Here is a 22077-nt window from a genome sequence, read left to right as displayed (position 1 = left end):
CGACCAGTTCCGGGGGGCATGCCTCACCGGCCACGACCAGGGTCGCCTGCGCCGGGAGGCTGTTCTGCGGCAGCGTCGCGAGCGCGCCCGGCGGCAGCGTCAGATGGGTCAGCCGCCGCGCGCGGGCGAAGTCGGCCAACTCCCGCCCGGTGGGCCGGGGTTCGGGTGCGAGGACCAGGGTCGCCCCGGAGAGCAGGCCCATGCACATCTCCCACATCGCGGTGTCGAAGCTCGGCGAGGCGAACTGCAGCACCCGGCTGCCCGGACCCACGCCGAGGTCGGCCATGTGCGCTCCGGCCAGAGCGGCGATACCGGCGTGGGTCACCGTGACGCCCTTGGGCCGGCCGGTGGAGCCCGAGGTGTAGATCACGTACGCGGCGTTGGACACGTCCAGCGGGCGGCGCGGGAGACAGGTGTCCCCCGCCGCGGAGGGGGCATACCGGTCCGGCGCGTCCACCAGGATGCGGGCGGTGCCCGGCGGCAGCTCCGCGATCGGCTCCGAGGCGGCCGGCTCCGAGGTGGTCAGTACGCAGACGGGTGCGCTGTCGGCGAGCATGAAGGCGATCCGCGCGGCGGGGTACTCCAGGTCCACCGGGACGTAGACGGCACCGGCCTTGAACACCGCGAGCATGGCCACGACGAGGTCCACGGAACGCGGCAGGGCCACCACGACCTTCCGCTCCGGTCCGGCGCCGTGGGCGAGGAGCACCCGGGCGAGCCGTTCGGCGCGGGCGTCGAGTTCCTCGTAGGTGAGCCGGTCCGTGCCGTGCTCCACGGCGACTTCGCCACCGGCCCGGGCCCGCGCGAAGAGGCCGGGCCACGGCAGGGCGGGGACGTCGCGGCGGGTCTCGTTGCGCCGGTTCAGGAGTTCGTGGCGCTCTCCCGGGAGCAGGACGTCGACGGCGCTCAGCCGGAGTCCGGGGTCCTCGGCGACCGCGGCGAGGACCTGGACGAACCGTGCGCCGAGCGCCGCGGCCGTCTCCGCCCGGAAGAGGTCGCTCGCGTACTCGACCGCCCCGGTCATCCCCGCGAAGCCGTCCGGTCCGCTGTGCTCGGTGAGGCTGAAGGTGAGGTCGAACTTGGCCGCGCCCAGGCGCACTTCCTCCGGCCGCACCCGCGTCCCGGCGAGGCTCGGACGGGCGGCGGGGGTGTTCTGGAGCACCAGCATGACCTGGAACAGCGGGTGGTGGTCGAGGGAGCGCTCCGGGTTGAGCTCCTCGACCAGGCGCTCGAAGGGGATGTCCTGATGGGTGTAGGCGGCGAGGTCCGTCTCCCGGACGCGCTGGAGCAGGGTACGGAAGCTCGGGTCCGCGGAGGTGTCGGTGCGCAGCACCAGGGTGTTCACGAAGAAGCCGACCAGGTCCTGGAGGGCGTCGTCGGGGCGGCCCGCGACCGGTGTGCCGAGGGGGATGTCGTCCCCGGCGCCGAGCCGGGTCAGCAGGGTGGCGAGCGCGGCCTGCGCCACCATGAACAGGGTGACGTTCTCCCGGGCGGCCAGCGAGTGCAGCTTCCGCTGGAGGCCGGCGTCGAGATGGAAGGTGGTCATCGAGCCCCGGTAGGTGGCCTCGGCCGGTCGCGGGTGGTCGGCGGGCAGCGCGAGCAGCTCCGGGATGTCCGCCAACTGCTGCCGCCAGTAGGCGAGTTGCTGTGCGTACAGGCCCTGCGGTGATTCCTCCGCGCCCAGCAGCTCGCGCTGCCACAGGGTGTAGTCCGCGTACTGCACGGGCAGTTCGGACCAGGCCGGTGCGCCCGACCCGAGCCGTGCGGCGTACGCCTCGCTCAGATCCCGCAGCAGGGGCGCCATCGACCAGCCGTCGCCGGCGATGTGGTGGACGAGGACCAGCAGCACATGCTCCTGCTCACCGGCGCTGAACAGCTCGGCGCGCAGCGGGATCCGGGACTCCAGGTCGAAGGTGGAGCGGACGGCGTGGGCCACCCGGTCCGCCGTCCAGGTGTGCCGGGCGAGCAGCGGGCCCACCTCCTCGGGTGCGAGCACCCGCTGGTACGGCGTCCCGTTCGTCTCCGGGAAGACGGTGCGCAGGCTCTCGTGGCGCGCCACCACGTCGTGCAGGGCCGCCTCCAGGGCGGCGGTGTCGACGCGGCCGTGCAGCCGCAGGGTGACCGGCAGGTTGTAGGTGGGCGAGGGGCCCTTCAGGCGGTGCAGGAACCACAGCCTCGCCTGCGCGTACGACAGCGGCACCGACGCCGGGCGGGTACGCCGGGCGAGCGCCGGACGGGTGGCCCGCCCCTCGTCGAGCCTGCGCGCCAGCGACTCCGCCGTCGGCGCCTCGAACACGGCGCGCACGCCGAGCTCCACGCCGAGGACCTTCCTGGTACGGGCCACCAGCCGGGTGGCCGACAGCGAGTGGCCGCCGAGGGCGAAGAAGTTCTGGTCGGCGCCGACCTCGGGGAGACCGAGGACGGCGGCGAAGATCTCGCAGAGGGCAGCCTCGGCCGGGGTGCCCGGCCGCCGCGGGAGTCCGGTGGCGGCGGTGTCCGGGACGGGCAGCGCCCGGCGGTCCAGCTTTCCGTTCGGCGTCAGCGGCAGCCGCTCCAGCGCCGTGACGGCGGCGGGCACCAGGTAGTCCGGGAGCCGCTCGGCGAGGAAGCCCCGCAGCGCACCGTCCGCGACCCGGGCCCCCGGCGCGAGGACTACGTAGCCGAGGAGCCGACGCTCGCCGGGCAGATCGTCGCGGGTGACCACCGCGGCCTGCGCCACCGCGGGGTGCCCGGCGAGTACGGCCCGCACCTCACCGGGTTCGACCCGGAAGCCGCGGATCTTCACCTGGTCGTCGGCGCGCCCCAGGAACTCCAGCTCACCGGAGCGGTTGCGGCGCACCAAGTCGCCCGTGCGGTACATCCGGGTGCCCGGTGCGGCGAAGGGGTCCGCCACGAACCGCGAGGCCGTCAGCCCCGCCCGGCCCGCGTATCCCCGGGCGACGCCCGCACCCGAGACGTACAGCTCCCCGGGCACCCCCGGCGGGACCGGCCGCAGGGACGCGTCGAGCACATGGGCCGCCGTCCCGGAGACCGGGGTGCCGATCGTCGCGGAGTCCGCCGGCCAGTCCGCCACGTCCCGGGGCAGCGCGCCGGCGGTCACCACATGGGTCTCGGTCGGGCCGTAGTTGTTCCGCAGCCGGGCCGCGGGGTGGCGGCGGAAGAAGTCGCGGATCCCCCGCCCGAGGGTCAGCGCCTCACCGGCCTGGATCACCTCCCGCAGGTCGGGGAGAGTGGCCTCCGGGCGCTCGTTCACCGCCTCGCACAGCGCCTCGATCACCGTGTGCGGCGCGAACAGCTCGCTCACGCGCTGGTCGCGGAGCCATGCCGCGAAGGCCTCCGGATCGCGGCGGACCTCCTCGGAGGGGATGACCAGGGTCTTCCCGGCCAGCAGCGCGGAGAGGATCTCCTGCACCGACACGTCGAAGCTCAGGGCGGTGAACTGGGCGGTGCGCGCACCGGTCCCGCCGCCCACCGTGCGCGCGTGCCACCGCAGCAGGTTGGTGAGCGCCCGCAGGGGCATCACGACCGCCTTCGGTGTCCCCGTGGAGCCGGAGGTGTACATCACGTACGCGGCGCGCGCGGCGGGCAGCCGGGCGAGGTCGGGCAGCGGGTACGCGTCGTCCCCGGCCGGGTCCCCGGTGAGCCGCAGGCGGTCGAGTTCCAGTACCCGGGGCGTCGCGGCGCCGGGCCCGGTCCACCGGTCGCGGAGCCCGCCGGTCGTCAGGAGCAGCGCGGGCGCGGCGTCCTGGAGCATGAACCTCGCGCGCTCCGGCGGGAGTTCGGGGTCGATCGGCAGATACGCGCCGCCGGTCCTCAGCACGGCGAGGACCGCGACCACCACGTCCACCGAGCGCGGCAGGGCCAGCGCGACCAGGCGTTCCGGACCCGCTCCCCGCTCCAGGAGCACCCGGGCCAGGCGGGCGGACCTCCGGTCCAGCTCCGCGTACGAGAGGTGGTGCTCGCCGAGGACCACGGCGGTGGCCCCGGGGTCGCTCGCGGCCCGCCGGACGAACGCCGCGGCGGGACCGGCGGCGTCCACCGGTCCGTCCGCCTCGCCGTCCGCCTCGCCGTCCGCGTTCCAGGGCGCCGACAGACGCTCCCGTTCGGCGGCGTCGAGCAGTTCGATCGAGTCCACCGGGACGGTGGGGTCCTCGGCCACCGCCTCCAGGACCCGCTGCCAGCGCGCGACCAGCGAACGCACCGTCTCCGCGTCGAAGACGTCGGTACGGAACTCCACGACGCCCCGGAGCCCCTCGCCCTCCCGGGAGCCCCGGACCCGGCGCGGCTCCACGATGCTGAAGAGCAGGTCCATCCGCGCGCTGCCGGTGAACACGGGCAGCAACTGCGCACGGGTGCCCGGCAGTTCGAGCTCCTCGGCACCCGCCGCGTTCTGCCAGGCGAGCATCACCTGGAACACCGGGTGATGGGTCAGGGACCGGTTGGGGTTGAGGCTCTCCACCAGGTACTCGAAGGGGACGTCCTGGTGGGCGTAGGCGTCCAGGCTGCGTTCCCGCACCCGCTCCAGGAGCTGCCGGAAGCTGGGGTTGCCGGAGGTGTCCGTCCGCAGCACCAGCGTGTTGACGAAGAAGCCCACCAGATCGTCGAGCGCCTCGTCGGTGCGGCCCGCGATGGGAGATCCCACCGCGACGTCGTGGCCGGCGCCCATCCGCGAGAGCAGCACGGCGAGCGCGGTGTCGACCACCATGAACAGGCTGGTGCCGCAGCGGCGGGCCAACTGCTCCAGCCGGTCGAGCAGTTGCGGGGGCCAGGCGAAGGACAGGGTCTGCCCCTGGTACGCGGCGGTGTGCGGGTAGGGGCGGTCGACGGGCAGTGCCGTACGGTCCGGCAGGCCCTCCAGGGCGCGGCGCCAGTAGCCGGTCTGGGCGGCGGCCTCGCTCCCGGCGTCCCCGGGGTCGCCGAGCAGTTCACGCTGCCACAGGGTGTAGTCCGCGTACTGCACGCCCAGTGGGGACCAGTCCGGCGCCCGTCCCTCGCGCCGGGCGGTGTAGGCGCGGATCACGTCGCGCCACAGCGGGCGGAAGGACCAGCCGTCACCGGCGATGTGGTGCAGCAGCACCAGCAGCGCGTGCTCGTCCGGGCCGATCCGGAAGAGGGTGACGCGGATCGGCAGCTCGGCGGTGAGGTCGAAGCAGTGGCGGACCGCGGCGGCCAGCCGGTCGTCGAGCGCGCCCGCCTCGACGTCCTCGACGCTCAGCAGGGACTCGGCGCGGATACCGGCCGGGGCGAGGACCGACTGGTAGGGCACACCGTCGCGTTCCTCGAAGACGGTGCGCAGGCTCTCGTGCCGCAGCAGCACGTCCGCCAGTGCCGCCCGGAAGGCGTCGGCGTCCAGCTCCCCGGAGAGCCGCAGCGCGAAGGGGATGTTGTACACCGGGCTCGGTCCGTCCAGCTTGTGCAGGAACCACAGCCGCCGCTGGGCGAAGGAGACCGGCATCGGCTCCGGACGCACCGCGGGCAGCAGCGCGGCCCGGACCGGGCCGGTGCCGGACAGGCGGCGGCTCAGCCGCGCGGGCGTGGGAGCGTCGAAGACGGCGCGTACCGGCGTCTCGACCCGCAGCACGCCCCGGATGCGGCTGGCGAGCCGGGTGGCCAGCAGCGAGTGGCCGCCCCGCTCGAAGAAGTCCTCGTCCACGCCGAACTCCGGGAGGCCGAGCACATCGGCGAACAGCCCGCAGAGGATCTCCTCGCGCGGTCCGCGCGGGGCCCGGCCGCCGCCGGTGCCCGGCCGGTCCGGGTCGGGCAGGAGGGCGCGGTCGACCTTCCCGTTCGGGGTCAGCGGCAGCGCGGGCAGCTCCAGCAGGGCGCCGGGCACCATATGGGCGGGCAGCCGCGCCTCCAGGTGGGCGCGCAGCGCCGGTATGTCGATCCCGGTGTCCGCCGGTACCGCGTAGGCGACCAACCGGCGCTCGCCGCGCGCGTCCTGATGGACCGTCACCACGGCCTGGGCCACCCGCGGGTGCTCCCCGAGCACCGCCTCGATCTCGCCGGGTTCGATACGGAAGCCCCGCACCTTCACCTGGCCGTCCGCGCGGCCGACGAAGCGCACCTCGCCCTCGGGCGTCCAGGCGGCCAGGTCGCCGGTCCGGTACATCCGGGTACCCGGCTCGCCGAAGGGGTCCGCCACGAACCTCTCGGCGGACAGCCCGGGCCTGCCGAGGTAGCCGCGTGCGACACCGGTCCCGGCGAGGTACAGCTCGCCGACCACCCCGGGCGCCACCGGAACCAGCGCCGGGCCGAGCACATACGCCCGGGTGCCGCTCATCGGGCGGCCGATCGGTACCGGGGCCGAAGCGGGCCGGGCCGGGTCCACGGTGTGGGCCAGCGCGTAGGTGGTCGCCTCGGTGGGCCCGTAGACGTCGACGACACTCGTCCCCGGGCAGGCCGCCGTCACCCGGGCCACGGCCCCCGGCGACACCGCCTCGCCGCCCACGCAGATCTCGCCGATCTCCGCCAGCGACTCCGGCTCCTCGGCCAGCAGGTGGAAGAGGGCCGCGGTCAGGAACATGCCGGTGATCCGGTGCCGCGCGGTGAGCGCGCGCAGCATGTCGGCGTCCAGGTAGCCGGGGGGTGCCACGACGATCCGGCCGCCGGAGAGCAGCGGAACCCACAGCTCGTAGGTGGCGGCGTCGAAGGCGTAGGGCGAGTGCAGGAGCACGCTCTCGGCGTGCCCCTCGCGCCAGCGCGGGTCCCGGGCCATGTCGGCCACGTTGCGGTGGGTGACCGCCACGCCCTTGGGGACCCCGGTCGACCCGGAGGTGAACATCACATAGGCGAGCCGCTCCGGGTGGCGGAGCGCGCGGACCTCCTCCGGCAGCGGGCCGGGCGAGGCCCCCGCCGCCTCGCCGTCCACCAGCAGCACCGGCAGCCCCCGCGGCTCGGTCGAGTCGTACGCCTCGGTGCTGCTGAGCAGGACCCGCGCGCCGGTCTCGGAGAGCATCCACTCCCTGCGCCGTACGGGATGCCGGGGATCCAGCGGCACATAGGCGCAGCCCGCCTTGAGCACGGCGAGGACCGCCACCACGGTCTCCAGCGAGCGTTCCAGCAGCAGCGCCACCCGGTCGCCCGGGCGCGCGCCCTGGTCGAGCAGCGCGCGGGCCAGCCGGTCGGCGCGGTCGTCCAGCTCCGCGTACGACAGGGTCCGCTCCCCGTGCACCACGGCGACGGCGTCGGGCTCGGCCGCCGCGCGCGCCTCGAAGAGAGCGGGCAGCGTGGGCCGCTCGCCCGACTCCGCCGGGCCGCCCGTTCCCTGCCGCCGCGTCAGAAGCCGCTCCCGCTCGGTCCGCAGGTCGACCCGGCCCACCGGCTGCCCGGGGTCGGCCGCCACCTGTTCCAGGAGCCGGACCAGCCTGCCGCCCACGCCCTCGACGGTCCCCCGGTCCAGCAGGTCCGGGCGGAAGCCGAGCCTGAGGTGCAAGGACTCGCCCGGCATGGCGATGAGGCTCAGCGCGTAGTGGGTACCGGCGCGGGCCTGCGGCACCGTGACGCGCAAGCCCCCGGCCTCGTCGAGCATGGAGTCGTCGACCGGGTAGTTCTGCAGGACCATGCCGGTGTCGAACAGCTCACCGTGGCCGGTGGCCCGCTGGATGTCGGCCAGGCCCACGTGCTGGTGGGCCAGCAGCCGCGTCTGCTCCTCCTGGAGCCGCGCGCAGAGGTCGGCGAGCGACTCCTCGTAGCGCAGCCGTACGCGGACGGGGAGGGTGTTGATGAACAGGCCGATCATCGTCTCGATGCCGGGCACCTCGGGCGGGCGGCCGGCGACGGTGCCGCCGAACACCACGTCGCCGCTGCCGGTCAGCTGCCCGAGCAGCACTCCCCAGGCGGCCTGGACGACGGTGTTCAGCGTCAGGCCCCGGCTCCGCGCCATCCGCCGCAGGCCCTCGGTGGCCTCCGGCGACAGGTCGACGCCCAGCTCCTCGGGGATCCGCGGCTCACTGCCGCGCTCCGCCGCCAGCCGCACCGGTCCCGGCAGGCCGTCGAGCGCGGCCTGCCAGGCGGTCAGCGCCGCCTCGGAGTCCTGCCGCGTCAGCCAGGCGAGGAAGTCGCGGTAGGGGGCGACCGGCGGCAGACCCCCGGCGTCGCCCCGCCGCGCGTAGAGCGTGAAGAGTTCCCGTACGAGGACGGGCACCGACCAGCCGTCCAGCAGGATGTGATGGTGCGTCAGCACCAGCTGGTGCCGGTCCTCGGCCAGCCGGATCAGGGTGAAGCGCAGCAGCGGCGGACGGGCCGGATCGAAGCGGTGGCGGTAGTCCGCGTCGAGGATCCCGGCCGCCTCCTCCTGCTGCTCGGCGGCCGGCAGCCCGCTCAAGTCCACCTCCCGCCAGGGGAGTTCGACCCGGTAGGGGATCACCTGGACGGGCCTGCTCAGACCGTGGGAGCGGAACCCGGCACGCAGGGTGCCGTGCCGGGCGAGAAGCCCCTCGGCGGCTCCTCGCAGCGCCTCCCGGTCCAGCGGCCCCGCGAGGTCGAAGGTGAACTGCGAGAGGTAGAGGTCCGGGGCCTGCTCGTCGTAGAGCGCGTGGAAGAGGAAGCCCTCCTGAAGCGGCGCCAGCGGCAGGATGTCCTGCAGTCCCTTGCGTGTCACGATTCCGTCCCCCACTCCGTCTCCAGCATGTCGATCTCCTCCTGGCTGAGTGAGAGCAGGGGGAGGTCCGAGGGCGTGCGGCTGCCCGCCCCGGGGTCGGCGGCCTCGGCGACCAGCCGGCCGAGCCGCTCGAACCAGCGCTCGGCCAGGCTCCGCACGCCCGCCTCGGACCACAGCCCGGCCGGCCAGCTCCACCGGGCCGTCAGCACCGGGCCGCCGTCCCGCTCGTGCGCGTACGCGTTGACCTCCAGGGCGTGCGCGGCCGGGAGGTCCGCCGGTGGGCTCGCGGCCCCGTGCTCGGCCACCATCGTCCAGTCAGCGCCGTCCGAAACCGGCAGCCTGCCGAGGTAGTTGAACCCCAGCTGGGGGCGGGGCAGCCGGGCCAGGCCGGGGCCCGTCCCGGGGTTCAGATGGCGCAGCAGGCCGAAGCCGAGGCCGTTGTCGGGCAGCGCGCGCAGCTGTTCCTTGACCCGGTTGACGGCCTCGCCCGAGGTGAGGCCGCGCGCTCCCGGATCGAGCCGGACGGGGAAGATGCTCGTGAACCAGCCGACCGTGCGCGACAGATCGGTCTCCTCGTCGAGTTCCTCGCGGCCGTGCCCTTCGAGGTCCAGCAGCACGCCGGTGTCGGCGCGGCCCCGGCTCTCGGCGACCGCCTGCGCGAAGGCGGTCAGCAGGACCTCGTTGATCCGGGCGTGGAAGACGCCGGGCACGCTCGTCAGGAGCGGTGCGGCGACCTCGGTGGGCAGATCGAGGCTGAGGCTCTGGAGCCGGCTGCCGGTGTCCCGGGCCGGATCCAGCGGGCGGTCGGTGAGCAGCGGGTCCGGTGCCTCCAACGCCTTGCGCCAGAGCGGGAGTTCGGCGACCCGGTCCGGGTGGACGGCCTCCTCGGTGAGCCGCCGGGCCCACTGCCGCAGCGAGGTGCCGACGGGCGCGAGCGAGGGCTCTTCACCGGCGGCCGTGGCCGCCCACGCCTTCGCCAGGTCCGGCAGCAGGATCCGCCAGGAGACCGCGTCGACGGCGAGGTGGTGGACGACCAGGAGCAGCAGGCCGGAGCGGAGCGGCCCGGCGTCGAACCACACCGCCCGCACCAACTGCCCCTGCTCGGGGTCGAGTTGCCCCCGCGCCCGTACCACGTGCTCGTCGGCCGCCGCGCGGAGCGCGCTCTCCGCCCAGCCGCCGGTGTCGATCCGCCGGACGCAGGCCCGCGCCGGTACCGAGCCCGGCGGCCCCACCTCCAGGGACCAGGGGTCCCGGCCCAGCCGCAGGCGCAGCGCGTCGTGCCGGTCCAGCAGGGCTTGCAGGGCGGCGAGCAGCCCCGCCTCGTCGCCTCCCCCCGGCACCCGCACCAGGACGTTCTGCTCGAACTCGTCGACCGGGCCGCCGCGTTCGCGCAGCCAGTGGGCGACCGGCAGCAGCTCTACGGTGCCGATTCCGGCCCCGGCGGCCTCAGCGGTCCGGTCGGTCCGGCTCCGGGCCACGGCCGCCAGGGCGGCGACCGTCTTGTGCTGGAAGATGTCCCGCGGGGTGATCGTGAGCCCCGCGTCGCGTGCGCGGCTGACCAGCTGGATGGAGACGATGCTGTCGCCGCCGAGGTCGAAGAAGCTGTCCTGCACACCGACCGCGGGCAGGCCGAGCACCCGGGCGAAGAGTTCGCACAGCTTCTCCTCCTCCGGGGTGCCCGCGTCCTGGTCCCCCGCCGCCCGGGGTGCCGGGGTCGCGGGCAGGGCCACGCGGTCGACCTTGCCGTTGCGGGTCAGCGGCAGCCGGTCCAGGACCACGACGGTCGCGGGGACCATGTAGTCGGGCAGCACCGAGGGGGCCCGGTCCAGGACGGCCCGGACCAGCGCCTCGCGCTCCGCGAGCCGGGCGGGGTTGTTGGTACGGGGGCGGGCAAAGGCCCGGCTCCCCTCACCCGGCGGGCAGGCGACGACGGGGGCGTCCGCGCTCTCCCCGGCGTCCAGGAAGAGGAAGTCCAGCTCCCCGTGGTCGCCGTCGGGCGACCAGCTCGCGACCACCTGGTGTCCGAGCCGGGCGCCCAGCTCCCAGAACGCCTCGGGGTCGGGGGCCGCCGCCGCGTCGGGGCCGCCCGGCGCGACCACGGCCGCGGCCTCCGCCTCGGCCGCGAGCCGCGCGTTGGGCACCCGGGTCACCCGCAGTCCGCCCGCCTGCCCGCTCAGGCGGTCCGAGAGCGTCGCGAGGTCGGCGACCTCCCGGCCCCACCGGACCGAACCCGGGGAGCCGGCCGGGCGGAGGCCGCCGGCCGGTGCCCGGTGGAGGACCACGTCGTAGCGGTAGCGGGTCAGCTCGTTGTGGTGGTGCCCGCGCTTGATCCGTACGTCGGCGCAGCCGACCGGTGCCGCGTCGGCGAACTCACCGAAGAAGGACGGGTCCACCAGGAGCTCGTTCTCCACCGCGACCGCCTGCCGGACCGCCGCGCGCAGCTCCTCGGCGTCCACCGGTCCGCCGCGGCGGGCCAGTTCGACGGCCCCGGCGAAGGTCTCCTGGAGCCGCAGATTGCGGACGTCGCCCACGAAGACCGCCCCGCCGGGGGCGAGCAGCCGGACGCTCTCGCGCAGCACCCGGGTCAGGTAGTCGGCGCCCGGGAAGTACTGGATCACCGAGTTGATCACCACGGTGTCGAAGAACCCGGTCGGCAGGCCGGTGAAGACATCCGCGGGCTGGGCGCGCAGCGTGACGCGGTCCCGCAGCCCCGGGTCCTGGGCGATCGCGCGCCGCAGGGTCCCGATCACCGTCTCCGAGAGGTCGGTGCCCCAGTACGCCTCGCAGTCGGGCGCGAGCCCCGCGAGCAGCAGCCCGGTGCCGACGCCGATCTCCAGTACCCGGCGGGGCCGCAGCGCCCGGATGCGGTCGAGCGTGGCGGACTGCCACTCCCGCATCTGGCCGGGCTCGATCGGGTTGCCGTCGTAACTGCTGTTCCAGCCGCGGAAGTCGGCGCCGGGGGTCAGCTCCGCCACCTGGCCGTAGAGCTGCTCGTAGATCTCGTGCCACTGCCCGACCCGTTCCCCGGCCTCGGAACCGGCTCCCGGTGGGCCGTCGCCGGAGGCGGGCACGACATAGGCGACCAGGTGCTTGTTCCCCGGTCCGTCCTGGCGGACCACGGCGGCGGCCTGCCCGACACCGGGGGTGCCGGACAGCGCGCGCTCGACCTCGCCCAGTTCGATCCGGAAGCCGCGCAGCTTCACCTGGTCGTCGGCGCGGCCGCGGAACTCCAGCTCGTCCCGGGCGTTCCACCGCGCCAGGTCCCCGGTGCGGTACATCCGCCCGGCCGGTCCGCCGAAGGGGTCCGCCACGAACCGCTCGGCGCTCGCTGCCGGGCGGCCCAGGTAGCCGCGTGCCACCCCGGTGCCCGCGAGGTACAACTCGCCCACCACACCGGGCGGGACCAGCCGCAGCCGGTCGTCCAGGACGTAGGCCCGCATGTTGTCCATGGGCCGCCCGATGGGGACGGTGTGCTCGGCGTCCTCCGGCCGGAGCAGGTGCCGGGTGGCGAAGGTGGTGGCCTCGGTCGGTCCGTAGCCGTCGACCACGCTGAGCCCGGGGCAGCGCGCCCGCACCCGCCGGACCGCGCCCGGGGAGACGGCGTCGCCGCCGGTCCAGACCTGCCGGAGGCCGTCGAGGCACTCCGGGCTCTCCTCGGCGATCAGGGCGAACATCCCCGCGGTGAGCCACAGCGCGGTGACCCGGCCCTCGGTGATCGTCCGCCGCAGCACCGCGAGGTCCGGTTCACCCGGGGGCAGCAGCACCGCGGTGCCCCCGTTCAGGAGCGGTGCCCACAGCTCGTACGTGGAGGCGTCGAAGGCGTGCGGCGAGTGCATCAGGACCCGCTCGTGGTCGCCGCCCTGCCAGCAGCTGTCCCCGGCGAGGGCGAGCACATCGCGCTGGGCGACCGTCACTCCCCTCGGGACGCCCGTCGAGCCGGAGGTGTACATCACGCAGGCGAGCCGGGCGCCGTGGCCGGGCACCCGCGGTGCGGTGGCCGGGTGGGCGGCCAGGTCCAGTTCACCGAGCGGCACGACGCGGGCCGGGTGCTCCCGGTGCCGGTGGCGTTCCGGGTCGTCGGTGAGCAGCAGCGCGGCGCCGACCTGCTCGACGATCCGGTCGGTACGGCCGCGCGGGCTGCGGGTGTCGAGGGGGACGTAGCATCCGCCCGCCTTGAGCACGGCGAGGATCGCGACGACCACCTCCGCCGTCCGCTCCATGGCGAGGGCCACCGGGGACTCCGGTGCGACACCGGCCCCGATCAGCCAGTGCGCGAGCCGGTTGGCGCGCGCGTCCAGCTCCGCGTACGTGATCGCAACCGTGCCCGCGACGACGGCGGGCGCGTCCGGCGTACGGGCGGCCTGGGCCTCGAACCGCTCCGCCAGGGTGCCCTCGGGCACGGCACAGGTGCCGCCGGTGCCCGCGGCGAGCAGCCGTCGGCGCTCCTCCTCGGTGACGAGGTCGACGGAGCCGAGCGCCCGGCCGGGGTCCTCGGTGACCGCGTCGAGGAAGCGCAGGTAGCGGTGGACGAGCGCGCGTACCGTCCCGGCCCGGAACAGGTCGGTCCGGTACTCGACGGTGCCGTCGAGCCCGCCCGGCTCACCGGAGCCGTCCGGCCGCTCCGCCAGGCTGAAGAACAGGTCGAACTTCGCGGCCGCGAGACCGACCGGCTCGGGGGCCGCCTCCAGCGAGGGCAGGCGCAACCGGGCCGCGGGGGCGTTCTGCAGGGCGAGGATCACCTGGAACAGCGAGTGCTGGGCGAGGGAGCGCTCGGGGTTGAGCATCTCGACCACCTGCTCGAAGGGCAGGTCCTGGTGGGCGTAGGCGGCGAGGTCCACCGCGCGTACCCGCTCCAGGAGTTCGGCGAAACTCGGGTCGCCGGAGGTGTCCGTCCGCAGCACCAGGGTGTTCACGAAGAAGCCCACCAGCTCGTCGAGCGCCTCGTCGGTGCGCCCGGCGACCGGCGAGCCGATCGGGATGTCGGTGCCCGACCCGGTCCGCGTCAGCAGCGCCGCGAGTCCCGCCTGGAGCACCATGAAGAGGGTGACGTGGTGGCGCGCGGCAACTGCCCGGAGCCGCTCGTGCAGCTCCGGTCCGACGGTGAAGGAGACGGTGTCGCCGCGGTGTCCGGCCTCGGCGGGCCGGGGGAAGTCGGCGGGCAGCGCCAGCCGTTCGGGCAGCCCCGCGAGGTGGGCCCGCCAGTACGCGGCCTGCCGGCCGATCAGGCTGTCCTCGTCCTGCTCGCTGCCGAAGACCTCCCGCTGCCACCGGGTGTAGTCGGCGTACTGCACCGGCAGGGCCGCCCACCCGGGTTCCCGCCCCGCGCACCGGGCTTCGTAGGCGGTCGCCAGATCCCGGGCCAGCGGCGCCAGCGACCAGCCGTCCGCGGCGATGTGGTGCAGCACCACCACGAGCACGTGCTCCCGCGCGGACAGCCGGAACAGGGCGGCACGCAGCGGGGGTTGGGCGGAGAGGTCGAATCCGCGCCGCGCCACCTCGGCCGTGCGCCCGGCCAGCTCCGCCTCGGTGACGTCCGCGGTCTCCAGGCGCGGGTACGCCTCCTCGGTGTCCAGGACGAGCTGCCGTCCGCGCCCGCCCTCCGCGGGGAAGACGGTACGCAGGCTCTCGTGCCGGGCGGCGACGTCCCGCAGCGCCGCGCTCAGCGCCGCCTCGTCGAGCTGCCCGGTCAGCCGCAGGCCCAGCGGGATGTGGTAGGCGGCGGTGGGGCCCTCCAACTGGTGGATGAACCAGAGCCGTTGCTGGGCGTAGGAGAGCGGGACGGCCTCTGGGCGCGGCCCCGGCCGCAGGGCGGGCCGGGCCCGGCCCGCCGTGTCCAGATGGGGGATCAGCCGGGAGACCGAGGGGGCGTCGAACAGGCGGTGGATCGGCAGTTCCACGCCGAGGACCGACCGGATGCGGCTGACGAGCCGGGTGGCCAGCAGCGAGTGGCCGCCGTGGGCGAAGAAGTCGTCGTCGGCACCGACCGAGGCCACGCCGAGGATCTCGGCGAACAGTCCGCAGAGGATCTCCTCGGTCGCGGTGGGCCGGCGCCCCCGCGGGCCCATGGCGAGCGGTTCGGCGTCGGGTGCCGGGAGCGCCTCGCGGTCCAGCTTGCCGTTGGCCGTCAGGGGGAAGGCGTCCACGGCCGCGAACGCCGAGGGCACCATGAACCCGGGCAGCCGCTCGGCGAGGTGGCGGCGCAGTCCGCGGGTGTCCCGCCCGCCGTCGGCGAGGACCACATGGGCGATCAGCCGCCGGTCCCCCGCGCCGTGCTCGCGCACCGTGGCCACGGCCTGCTCGACGCCCGGTGCGGCACGCAACACGGCCTCGATCTCGCCGAGTTCGATCCGGAAGCCGCGCAGCTTCACCTGGTCGTCGGCGCGTCCGAGGAACTCCAGCTCCCCCGCGCTGTCCCGGCGCACCACATCGCCGGTGCGGTACATCCGGGAACCGGGCGGGCCGAACGGGTCGGCCACGAAGCGCTCCGCCGTGAGCGCGGCTCGGGCGGCGTAGCCGCGGGCGAGTCCGCCGCCGGAGACGTACAGCTCACCGGGGACACCGGGCGGGACCTGCCCCAGGGCGCCGTCCAGGACGTAGGTGTCCAGATCGGCCAGGGGCACGCCGATGCGGCTGGGTCCCGCCACCGCCTGCGCGGCGTCCAGGGACCGGTGGGTGACATGCACCGTGGTCTCGGTGATGCCGTACATGTTGACCAGGGCGGGACCGCCGTCGGCGTGCCGCTCGTACCACTCGGCCAGCCGTGCGGGGTCCAGTGCCTCGCCGCCGAAGACGACGGCCCGCAGGGCGAGTTCGCGCTCCAGCCGGGGGTTCTCCCGGCCGGCGGCGACGAGCTGGTGGAAGGCGGAGGGGGTCTGGTTGAGGACGGTGACCCGCTCCCGGACCAGGAGGTCGAGGAAGGCCTCGGCGGAGCGGGTGACCGGGCGCGGCACCACCACGAGCCGCCCGCCGTACCGCAGCGCGCCCCACATCTCCCAGACCGAGAAGTCGAAGGCGTAGGAGTGGAAGAGGGTCCACACGTCCTCGGGGCCGAAGGCGAAGGCGGAACTCGCCTCGAAGAGCCTGACCACGTTCGCGTGGGTGACCAGGACCCCCTTGGGCGTCCCGGTCGAGCCGGAGGTGTAGATCAGATAGGCGCCGTTCCGCGGGGAGATACGCCGCGCGGGGTCGGTGGCGGGTGCGCTCTCCAGCTGCCTCCGGAGTTCCGGATCGTCCAGGGCGAGGCACGCGACGCCGGGGGCCGGGGCCTGTTCCGGACGGGTGTCGGCGATCAGGCAGGCGGGCCGCGCGTCGGCCAGGATGAACGAGACGCGTTCCGCGGGGTAGCCGGGGTCGATCGGCACATACACGCCGCCCGCCTTGAGCACCGCGAGCACCGCCACCACCAGGTCGGGGGTGCGCTCCAGCAGCAGCGCGACGGGGGTCTCGGGGCCGACACCGCGGTCGAGGAGCAGGTGCGCCAGGCGGTTCGCCCGTTCGTCGAGTTCGGCGTAGCCGAGGGTACGGTCGCCCTGGGAGACGGCCACGGCCCCCGGTGCCCGCCGCACCTGGGCGGCGAAGAGTTCCGGCAGCGTCGCCGAGGGCGCCTCGGGCAGGGCGGGGTTCCGGTGGGCGGCCAGCCGCTCCCGCTCCTCGCGGGTGAACAGGTCCAGTCCGCTCAGGCGCCGGGCGGGGTCGGCGGTCGCCGCGCGCAGCAGCAGGACGAGGCGGGCGGCGAGGGACTCCGCGGTGCGTGCCGTGAACAGGTCGGTGCTGTACTCCAGCGAGCCGGACAGCTCGGCGGGGTCGTGGGCCGTCCCGGACCGCGCGTTCAGATGGAAGGTCAGGTCGAACTTGGCGAAGTCGGTGGCCACCGGCTGCGGTTCGACCCGTACCCCGGCCAACTCGGGCCCCGCCGAAGGCGTGTTCTGGAAGGCCAGCATGACCTGGACCAGCGGCTGCCGCGCGAGCGAGCGCGCCGGGCGCACGGCCTCCACGAGCCGTTCGAAGGGCAGGTCCTGGTGGGCGTAGGCGGCGAGGTCCACCGCGCGTACCCGCTCCAGGAGTTCGGCGAAGCTCGGGTCGCCGGAGGTGTCCGTCCGCAGCACCAGGGTGTTCACGAAGAAGCCCACCAGCTCGTCGAGCGCCTCGTCGGTGCGACCGGCGACCGGCGAGCCGATCGGGATGTCGGTCCCCGACCCGGTCCGCGTCAGCAGCGCCGCCACGGCGGCGTGCACCACCATGAACTCGGTGACGTCGTGGGCGCGTGCCGTCTCCCGGATCCGCGCGTACAGCGCGGGGTCGATGCCGAGCGGCACCGTTCGGCCCCGGTAGGTGGCCCGCGCCGGCCTGGGGTGATCGGCGGGCAGCGGCAGCTCCGCCGGTACATCGGCCAACTGCTCGCGCCAATAGGCCAGTTGACTGCTGACCAGGCTGTCGGCCGCGGCCTCCTCGCCCAGCAGCTCCCGCTGCCAGTCCGCGTAGTCGGCGTACTGCACGCGCAGCGGTGACCACGGGGGCTCGCCGCCCTGCCACCGCGCCGCGTAGGCGGTGCCCAGATCCCGCTGCAAGGGGCCGAGGGACCAGCCGTCGGCGGCGATGTGATGGAGCATCAGCAGCAGTACGTGCTCCTGTGCCCCCAGGCGGAAGAGCGTGGCGCGCAGCGGGAGTCCGGTGGCCAGGTCGAAGCCCTCGCCCGCCGCCTCGGCGAGCTGTTCCGCCAACGCGCCTTCGTCGGTGGGTACTTCGCGCAGGCCGAGGGCGGCGGCCGCCGCGGCGGGGTCCAGTACGCGGTACCGGGGGTCCCCGTCCTGCTCCTCGAAGAGGGTCCGCAGGCTCTCGTGCCGGGTGACGACGTCCTCCAGGGCGGCGCCCAGGGCCGGTACGTCCAGCGGGCCGTGCAGCCGGAAAGCGAGGGGCAGCGTATAGGTGGAGCTCTCGCCCTCCAGGCGGTGCAGGAACCACAACCGCTGCTGGGCGAAGGAGAGTTGCGCGTCCCCCGGGCGCGGCCGGGGCTCCAGGGCGGGGCGGGCGGGCGCCGCCGTGCCGAGCCGGCCGGCCAGACCGGCGACCGTCGGGGTGTCGAAGAAGACGCGGATCGGCAGGTCCAGACCCAGCGCGGAGCGCACCCGGGTCAGCAGCCTGGTCGCGAGGAGCGAGTGGCCGCCCAGGGCGAAGAAGTCGTCGTCGAGACCGACCTCCTGCCGCCCGAGCACCTCGGCGAAGAGATGGCACAGCATCTCCTCCTGCGCGGTCCTGGGCGCCCGCGACCGGCCGGAGGAGTGCGCCTCCGGTGCCGGAAGCGCCCTGCGGTCCAGCTTTCCGCTGGAGGTCCAGGGCAGCTCCCGCATCGGCACGAACGCGGCGGGCACCAGATAGCCGGGCAGCTGCTCCCTGGCGTAGGAGTGGAGCGCGTGGACCAGCTCGCCCCCGGCGTCGGCGGAGGACGGACTGTTCGTCAGCGGAGCCGAGGTGAAGCCCTCGGCGGGCAGATAGGTGTCCGTCCAGGGCGCCTCCCGGTCGGCCGCGCCGCTCACCAGGACCGCGTCGAAGCAGTCGTCCGCTCCCCGTGCGGACCAGGTGGCCGCGACCCGGTAGCCCTGGGCGGCGCCGAGTCGGTGGAGCGCCTCCGGGTCGACCGCGGCGGCGAGGGCCTCCTCGCCGCTCAGGTGGCCGAGGGCCGCCCGGACCGAACCGCTCACCCGCAGTTCGCGTGCCGCGCCCGCCTCCTGGACGAGCCGCCCGTTGGGGATGCCGACGAGACGCAGACAGGCGGGCCGCTCCCGCTCCAGCAGTCGGGCGATCTCGTCGAGGCCGCCGCTCCCGCCGGAACCGGTGAGTTCGCTCCACCGCCGTACGGGCACCTCGCGCAGTGAACGGAGCCGCCGGTCGGGGGACTTGTGCAGCACCACCTCGTACCGGTAGCGGGTCAGCTCGTTGTGGTAGTCGCCGCGCTTGAGCCTGATGTCGACACCGTCGACGCCCTCGACGGTCCCCACCAGGCCCGCGAAGAAGTCGGGGTCGACGAGCAGTTCCTTCTCCACCGTGAGCGCGTGGTCGATCCGTGCGCTCACCCCGGCCGGGTCCGCGCCGGTCTCCAGCCGGGTCAGTTCGACGGCCGAGTGCAGCGTGCGCAGCAGCCGCAGATTGCGGATGTCGCCCAGGAAGATCCGCCCGCCCGGGCGGAGCAGCCGCACCGCCTTGCGCACCACGTCCAGCAGGTAGTCGGCGCTGGGGAAGTACTGGGCCACGGAGTTGACGACGACGGTGTCGAAGTCCGCCGGCAGGCCGGTCGTGTCATGGGCGGGCCGGCAGCTGAACTCCACCCGCCCCGCCAGCTCGGGCATCCCGGCCACCCGCGCGCGCTGGGCGTCGACGGCGGCGGCCGAGAAGTCGGTCCCCCAGTAGAGCTCGCACTCGGGCGCCAGCTGCGAGACGATCAGGCCGCTGCCGACGCCGATCTCCAGGACGCGGCGCGGACCCAGGGCCCGGATCGCCTCCACGGCGGCGGCGCGCCACTTCTCCATCTGCGCCACCGGCAGCGGACGGCCGTCGTAGGAGCTGTTCCAGCCGGAGAAGTCCGTCACGAAGCCGCGGTCCCCCCGCGCCGCACTGCCCTCGTAGACCGACTCGTAGATGCTCCGCCACTCGTCGACGTGCCGGTCCTCCTGGCCCTCGTCCCGTGCGGTGCCGTCCTCGGCGCGCGGGACGACGTAGGCCACCAGCCGCCGTTCGCCGGACTCCTCCCGCCGCGCGACCACGGCCGCGCGGGCGACACCGGGATGCCGGGAGAGCGTGGCCTCGACCTCACCGGGTTCGATACGGAAGCCGCGGATCTTGACCTGGTCGTCCGCGCGCCCGAGGAACTCCAGGTTCCCGTCCGGGCACCGCCGCACCAGGTCGCCGGTCCGGTACATCCGCGCGCCGGGCGCCCCGTACGGGTCCGCCACGAAGCGTTCGCCGGTGAGCGCGGCCCGGCCGAGGTACCCGCGCGCCAGTCCGGTGCCCGACACGTACAGCTCGCCGGAGGTGCCCGGGTCGACCGGATGCAGATGCGGGTCGAGTACGTACAGACCGGTGTGCGCGAGGGGGTGTCCGAGGGGAGGCGCGGCTCCCGGGGACAGCGGCGCGCTCATCGTCACACAGGCGGTGCTCTCGGTGGGCCCGTAGGCGTTGACGAGGCGCAGGCGCCCGGCCCAGGTCTCCACCAGCTCCGGCGGGCACGGCTCACCGCCCACGACCAGGGTGCGCAGCCGCGGGAAGGCGGTGCCGGTGACGCTCGCCCACACCGTCGGCGGGATCAGCGCGTGGGTGACGCGCTCGCGCAGCAGGACCTCGGCGAGCGCGTCCCCGACCAGCGGCCCAGCGGGCGGCACCACCAGTGCCGCCCCCGCGGCGAAGGCCATCAGGGCCTCCATCACCGAGGCGTCGAAGCTCGGGGAGGCGAACTGGAGCACCCTGGCCTCGGCGCTGAGGGCGAAGTGCTCCAGCTGCGCGGCCGCCAGACCGGCGATCCCGGCGTGCGTGACGACGACGGCCTTGGGGCGGCCGGTCGAGCCGGAGGTGTAGATCACGTACGCGGGCGCGGAGGGGGTGAGCGGGGCCCGGCGCTCGGCGTCGGTCAGGTCCGCGTCCGGGTGCGGGTGCGGGTCAGGTGCGCCGCTCCTCTTCGGGTCCGTTGCGCCGTTCCCGTCCGGGTTCGGTACGTCGTCCCTGGCCGGGCCCGCCGCGTCGTCCATCAGGAGCAGGCGGGAGCGTACGTCGTCGTCCACCAGCTCGGCGGCCACCGCGGCGGACGAGACGAGGAGTGCGGGGGACGCGTCCGCGAGGAGGTAGCGGACGCGGTCCGCCGGAAGGCCCGGCTCGATCGACAGATACGCCGCTCCGGCCTTGGCCACCGCCAGCTGGGCGACCACGAGTTCCGGCGAACGCGGCAGGATCAGGGCCACGATGCGCTCCGGTCCGGCTCCCTCCGCGACCAGGCGGCGGGCCAGGCGGTTCGCGCGTGCGTTGAGCGCGGCGTAGGTCAGCTGCTCGCCGCCGCCGTCCAGGGCGAGGGCAGAGGGGTGGCGGGCGGCGGTGGCCTGGAACAGCTCGGGCAGGGTGGTGGGAGCGGTGGCCTCGTCCGCGTCCGGGCCGGCTGTCCCCTCGGCCGAGGTGGCGGCCTGCTGCGGCGCCCGCCTCTTGCCGCCGGTTCCGGTGAGGGCGACCCGGCCCAGCTTGCGGTGGGGGTCGGCGGCCATGACCGAGAGCAGCTCGGCGAACCGCTGCTGGTGCCGGACCAGGTCCGAGGCGGAGTAGAGCGTGGGGTTCGCGTCGAGGTCCAGGCGCAGCCCGCGCGGATCCGGTCGGTCGTAGAGCAGGATCGACAGATCGTCCGTGAGCCCCGCCGACATGTTGTGCGCCGTGGTCCGGCAATCGCCGAAACGTATGTCGTAGTCGAATGTGGTGATGTTGATGACCGGTCCGACGTACCGCCGGATGTCGTCCCGCAACGCCAGCCCCCGCGCCAGGTCTTCACCTCGGTAGCGCTGGTGCTCCAGCACTTCCCGGGTCCGGTGGGAGACCTCCGCGGCAAGATCCACAAGAGCCGTGTCAGGGCTGACGGACACCCGCAGCGGCAGAATGTTCGACATCATGGCGGGAATCCGCCTGCTCAACTCGGTGACCCGGGCCAGCGCGGGCAGACCGAGAATCACGTCCCGTTCACCGGTACCGCGGTGCACATAGCCCGCGGCGGCGGCGATCAGGAGGCGCGACCACCGGATACCGGCCTTGTCGGCGACGTCGCGGAGCCCGGCGACGACATCCCGGTCCAGATAGGCGGTATGCCGCAGCACCTGCCGAGGACGGATTTCGGGCCGCCCCGCGAGCCGGGGCGGGACAGGCCGGTCGGAGAAGGCCGAGGACCAGAATTCTCCGTCCCGCGTGAAATCCTTCGAGGACCGGTACCGGGAATCCTCTTCGAGCAACTCGGAGAACGCGGGAAGACTCACGTCTCCCGGACCGCCCCGAAGCAGGTCCGAGTAGACCTCGGCGACCTGACGGGCGATCAGCGAGAAACCGTACCCGTCCACGACGATGTGGTGGTAGGCCTGGAACCAGTAGAACTTCTCCTCGGACACGGTGAACAGCGCGTGGGTGAACAGCCGCTCGCCCAACAGGTCGACCGGCCGCGCCAGTTCCCGGCGCATCCAGGACTCGGCCGCCGCCCGCGGGTCGGCCTCACCCGAGACATCGACGACCGGAAGAGTCCAGCCCCTTTCCGTCTCGACACTCTGCCGCGGCCCCCCGGAGGTTTCCGCAATACGGATCCACAGCGAGTCGACGCCCTCGCACACCCCGCGCACAGCACGTGCGAACAGGGCCACATCAATGGCCCCGTGAATCTCCAGATACTCGCCGATCTTGTAGGCCGGGCTCGCCGCGTCGATCTGCTGCGCGTACCACACACCGAGCTGCGCAGCCGACAAGGGCAT

Annotated in this window: 2 protein-coding genes (1 of these 2 cut by a window edge); both read right to left on the bottom strand. The window is 74.5% G+C overall.

Annotated features, from left to right (window positions below):
* Nucleotides 1-8602 carry the 5' portion of a non-ribosomal peptide synthetase gene (locus tag HFV08_RS16845; RefSeq protein ID WP_168540325.1) on the bottom strand. The gene continues 5009 nt to the left of window position 1, outside the view, so 8602 of the gene's 13611 nt are visible here — the first part of the coding sequence; the start codon lies at nucleotides 8600-8602; its stop codon lies off the left edge, out of view.
* Nucleotides 8599-22077 carry a non-ribosomal peptide synthetase gene (locus HFV08_RS16840; RefSeq protein WP_168540323.1) on the bottom strand — a complete coding sequence of 4493 codons (13479 nt, stop codon included), beginning with the start codon at nucleotides 22075-22077 and terminating at the stop codon, nucleotides 8599-8601. The genes HFV08_RS16845 and HFV08_RS16840 overlap by 4 nt, the downstream gene beginning before the upstream one ends.

This window comes from Streptomyces physcomitrii (assembly GCF_012273655.1).
Classification (GTDB): domain Bacteria; phylum Actinomycetota; class Actinomycetes; order Streptomycetales; family Streptomycetaceae; genus Streptomyces; species Streptomyces physcomitrii.
This window is presented reverse-complemented; position numbering and strand designations above follow the sequence as displayed.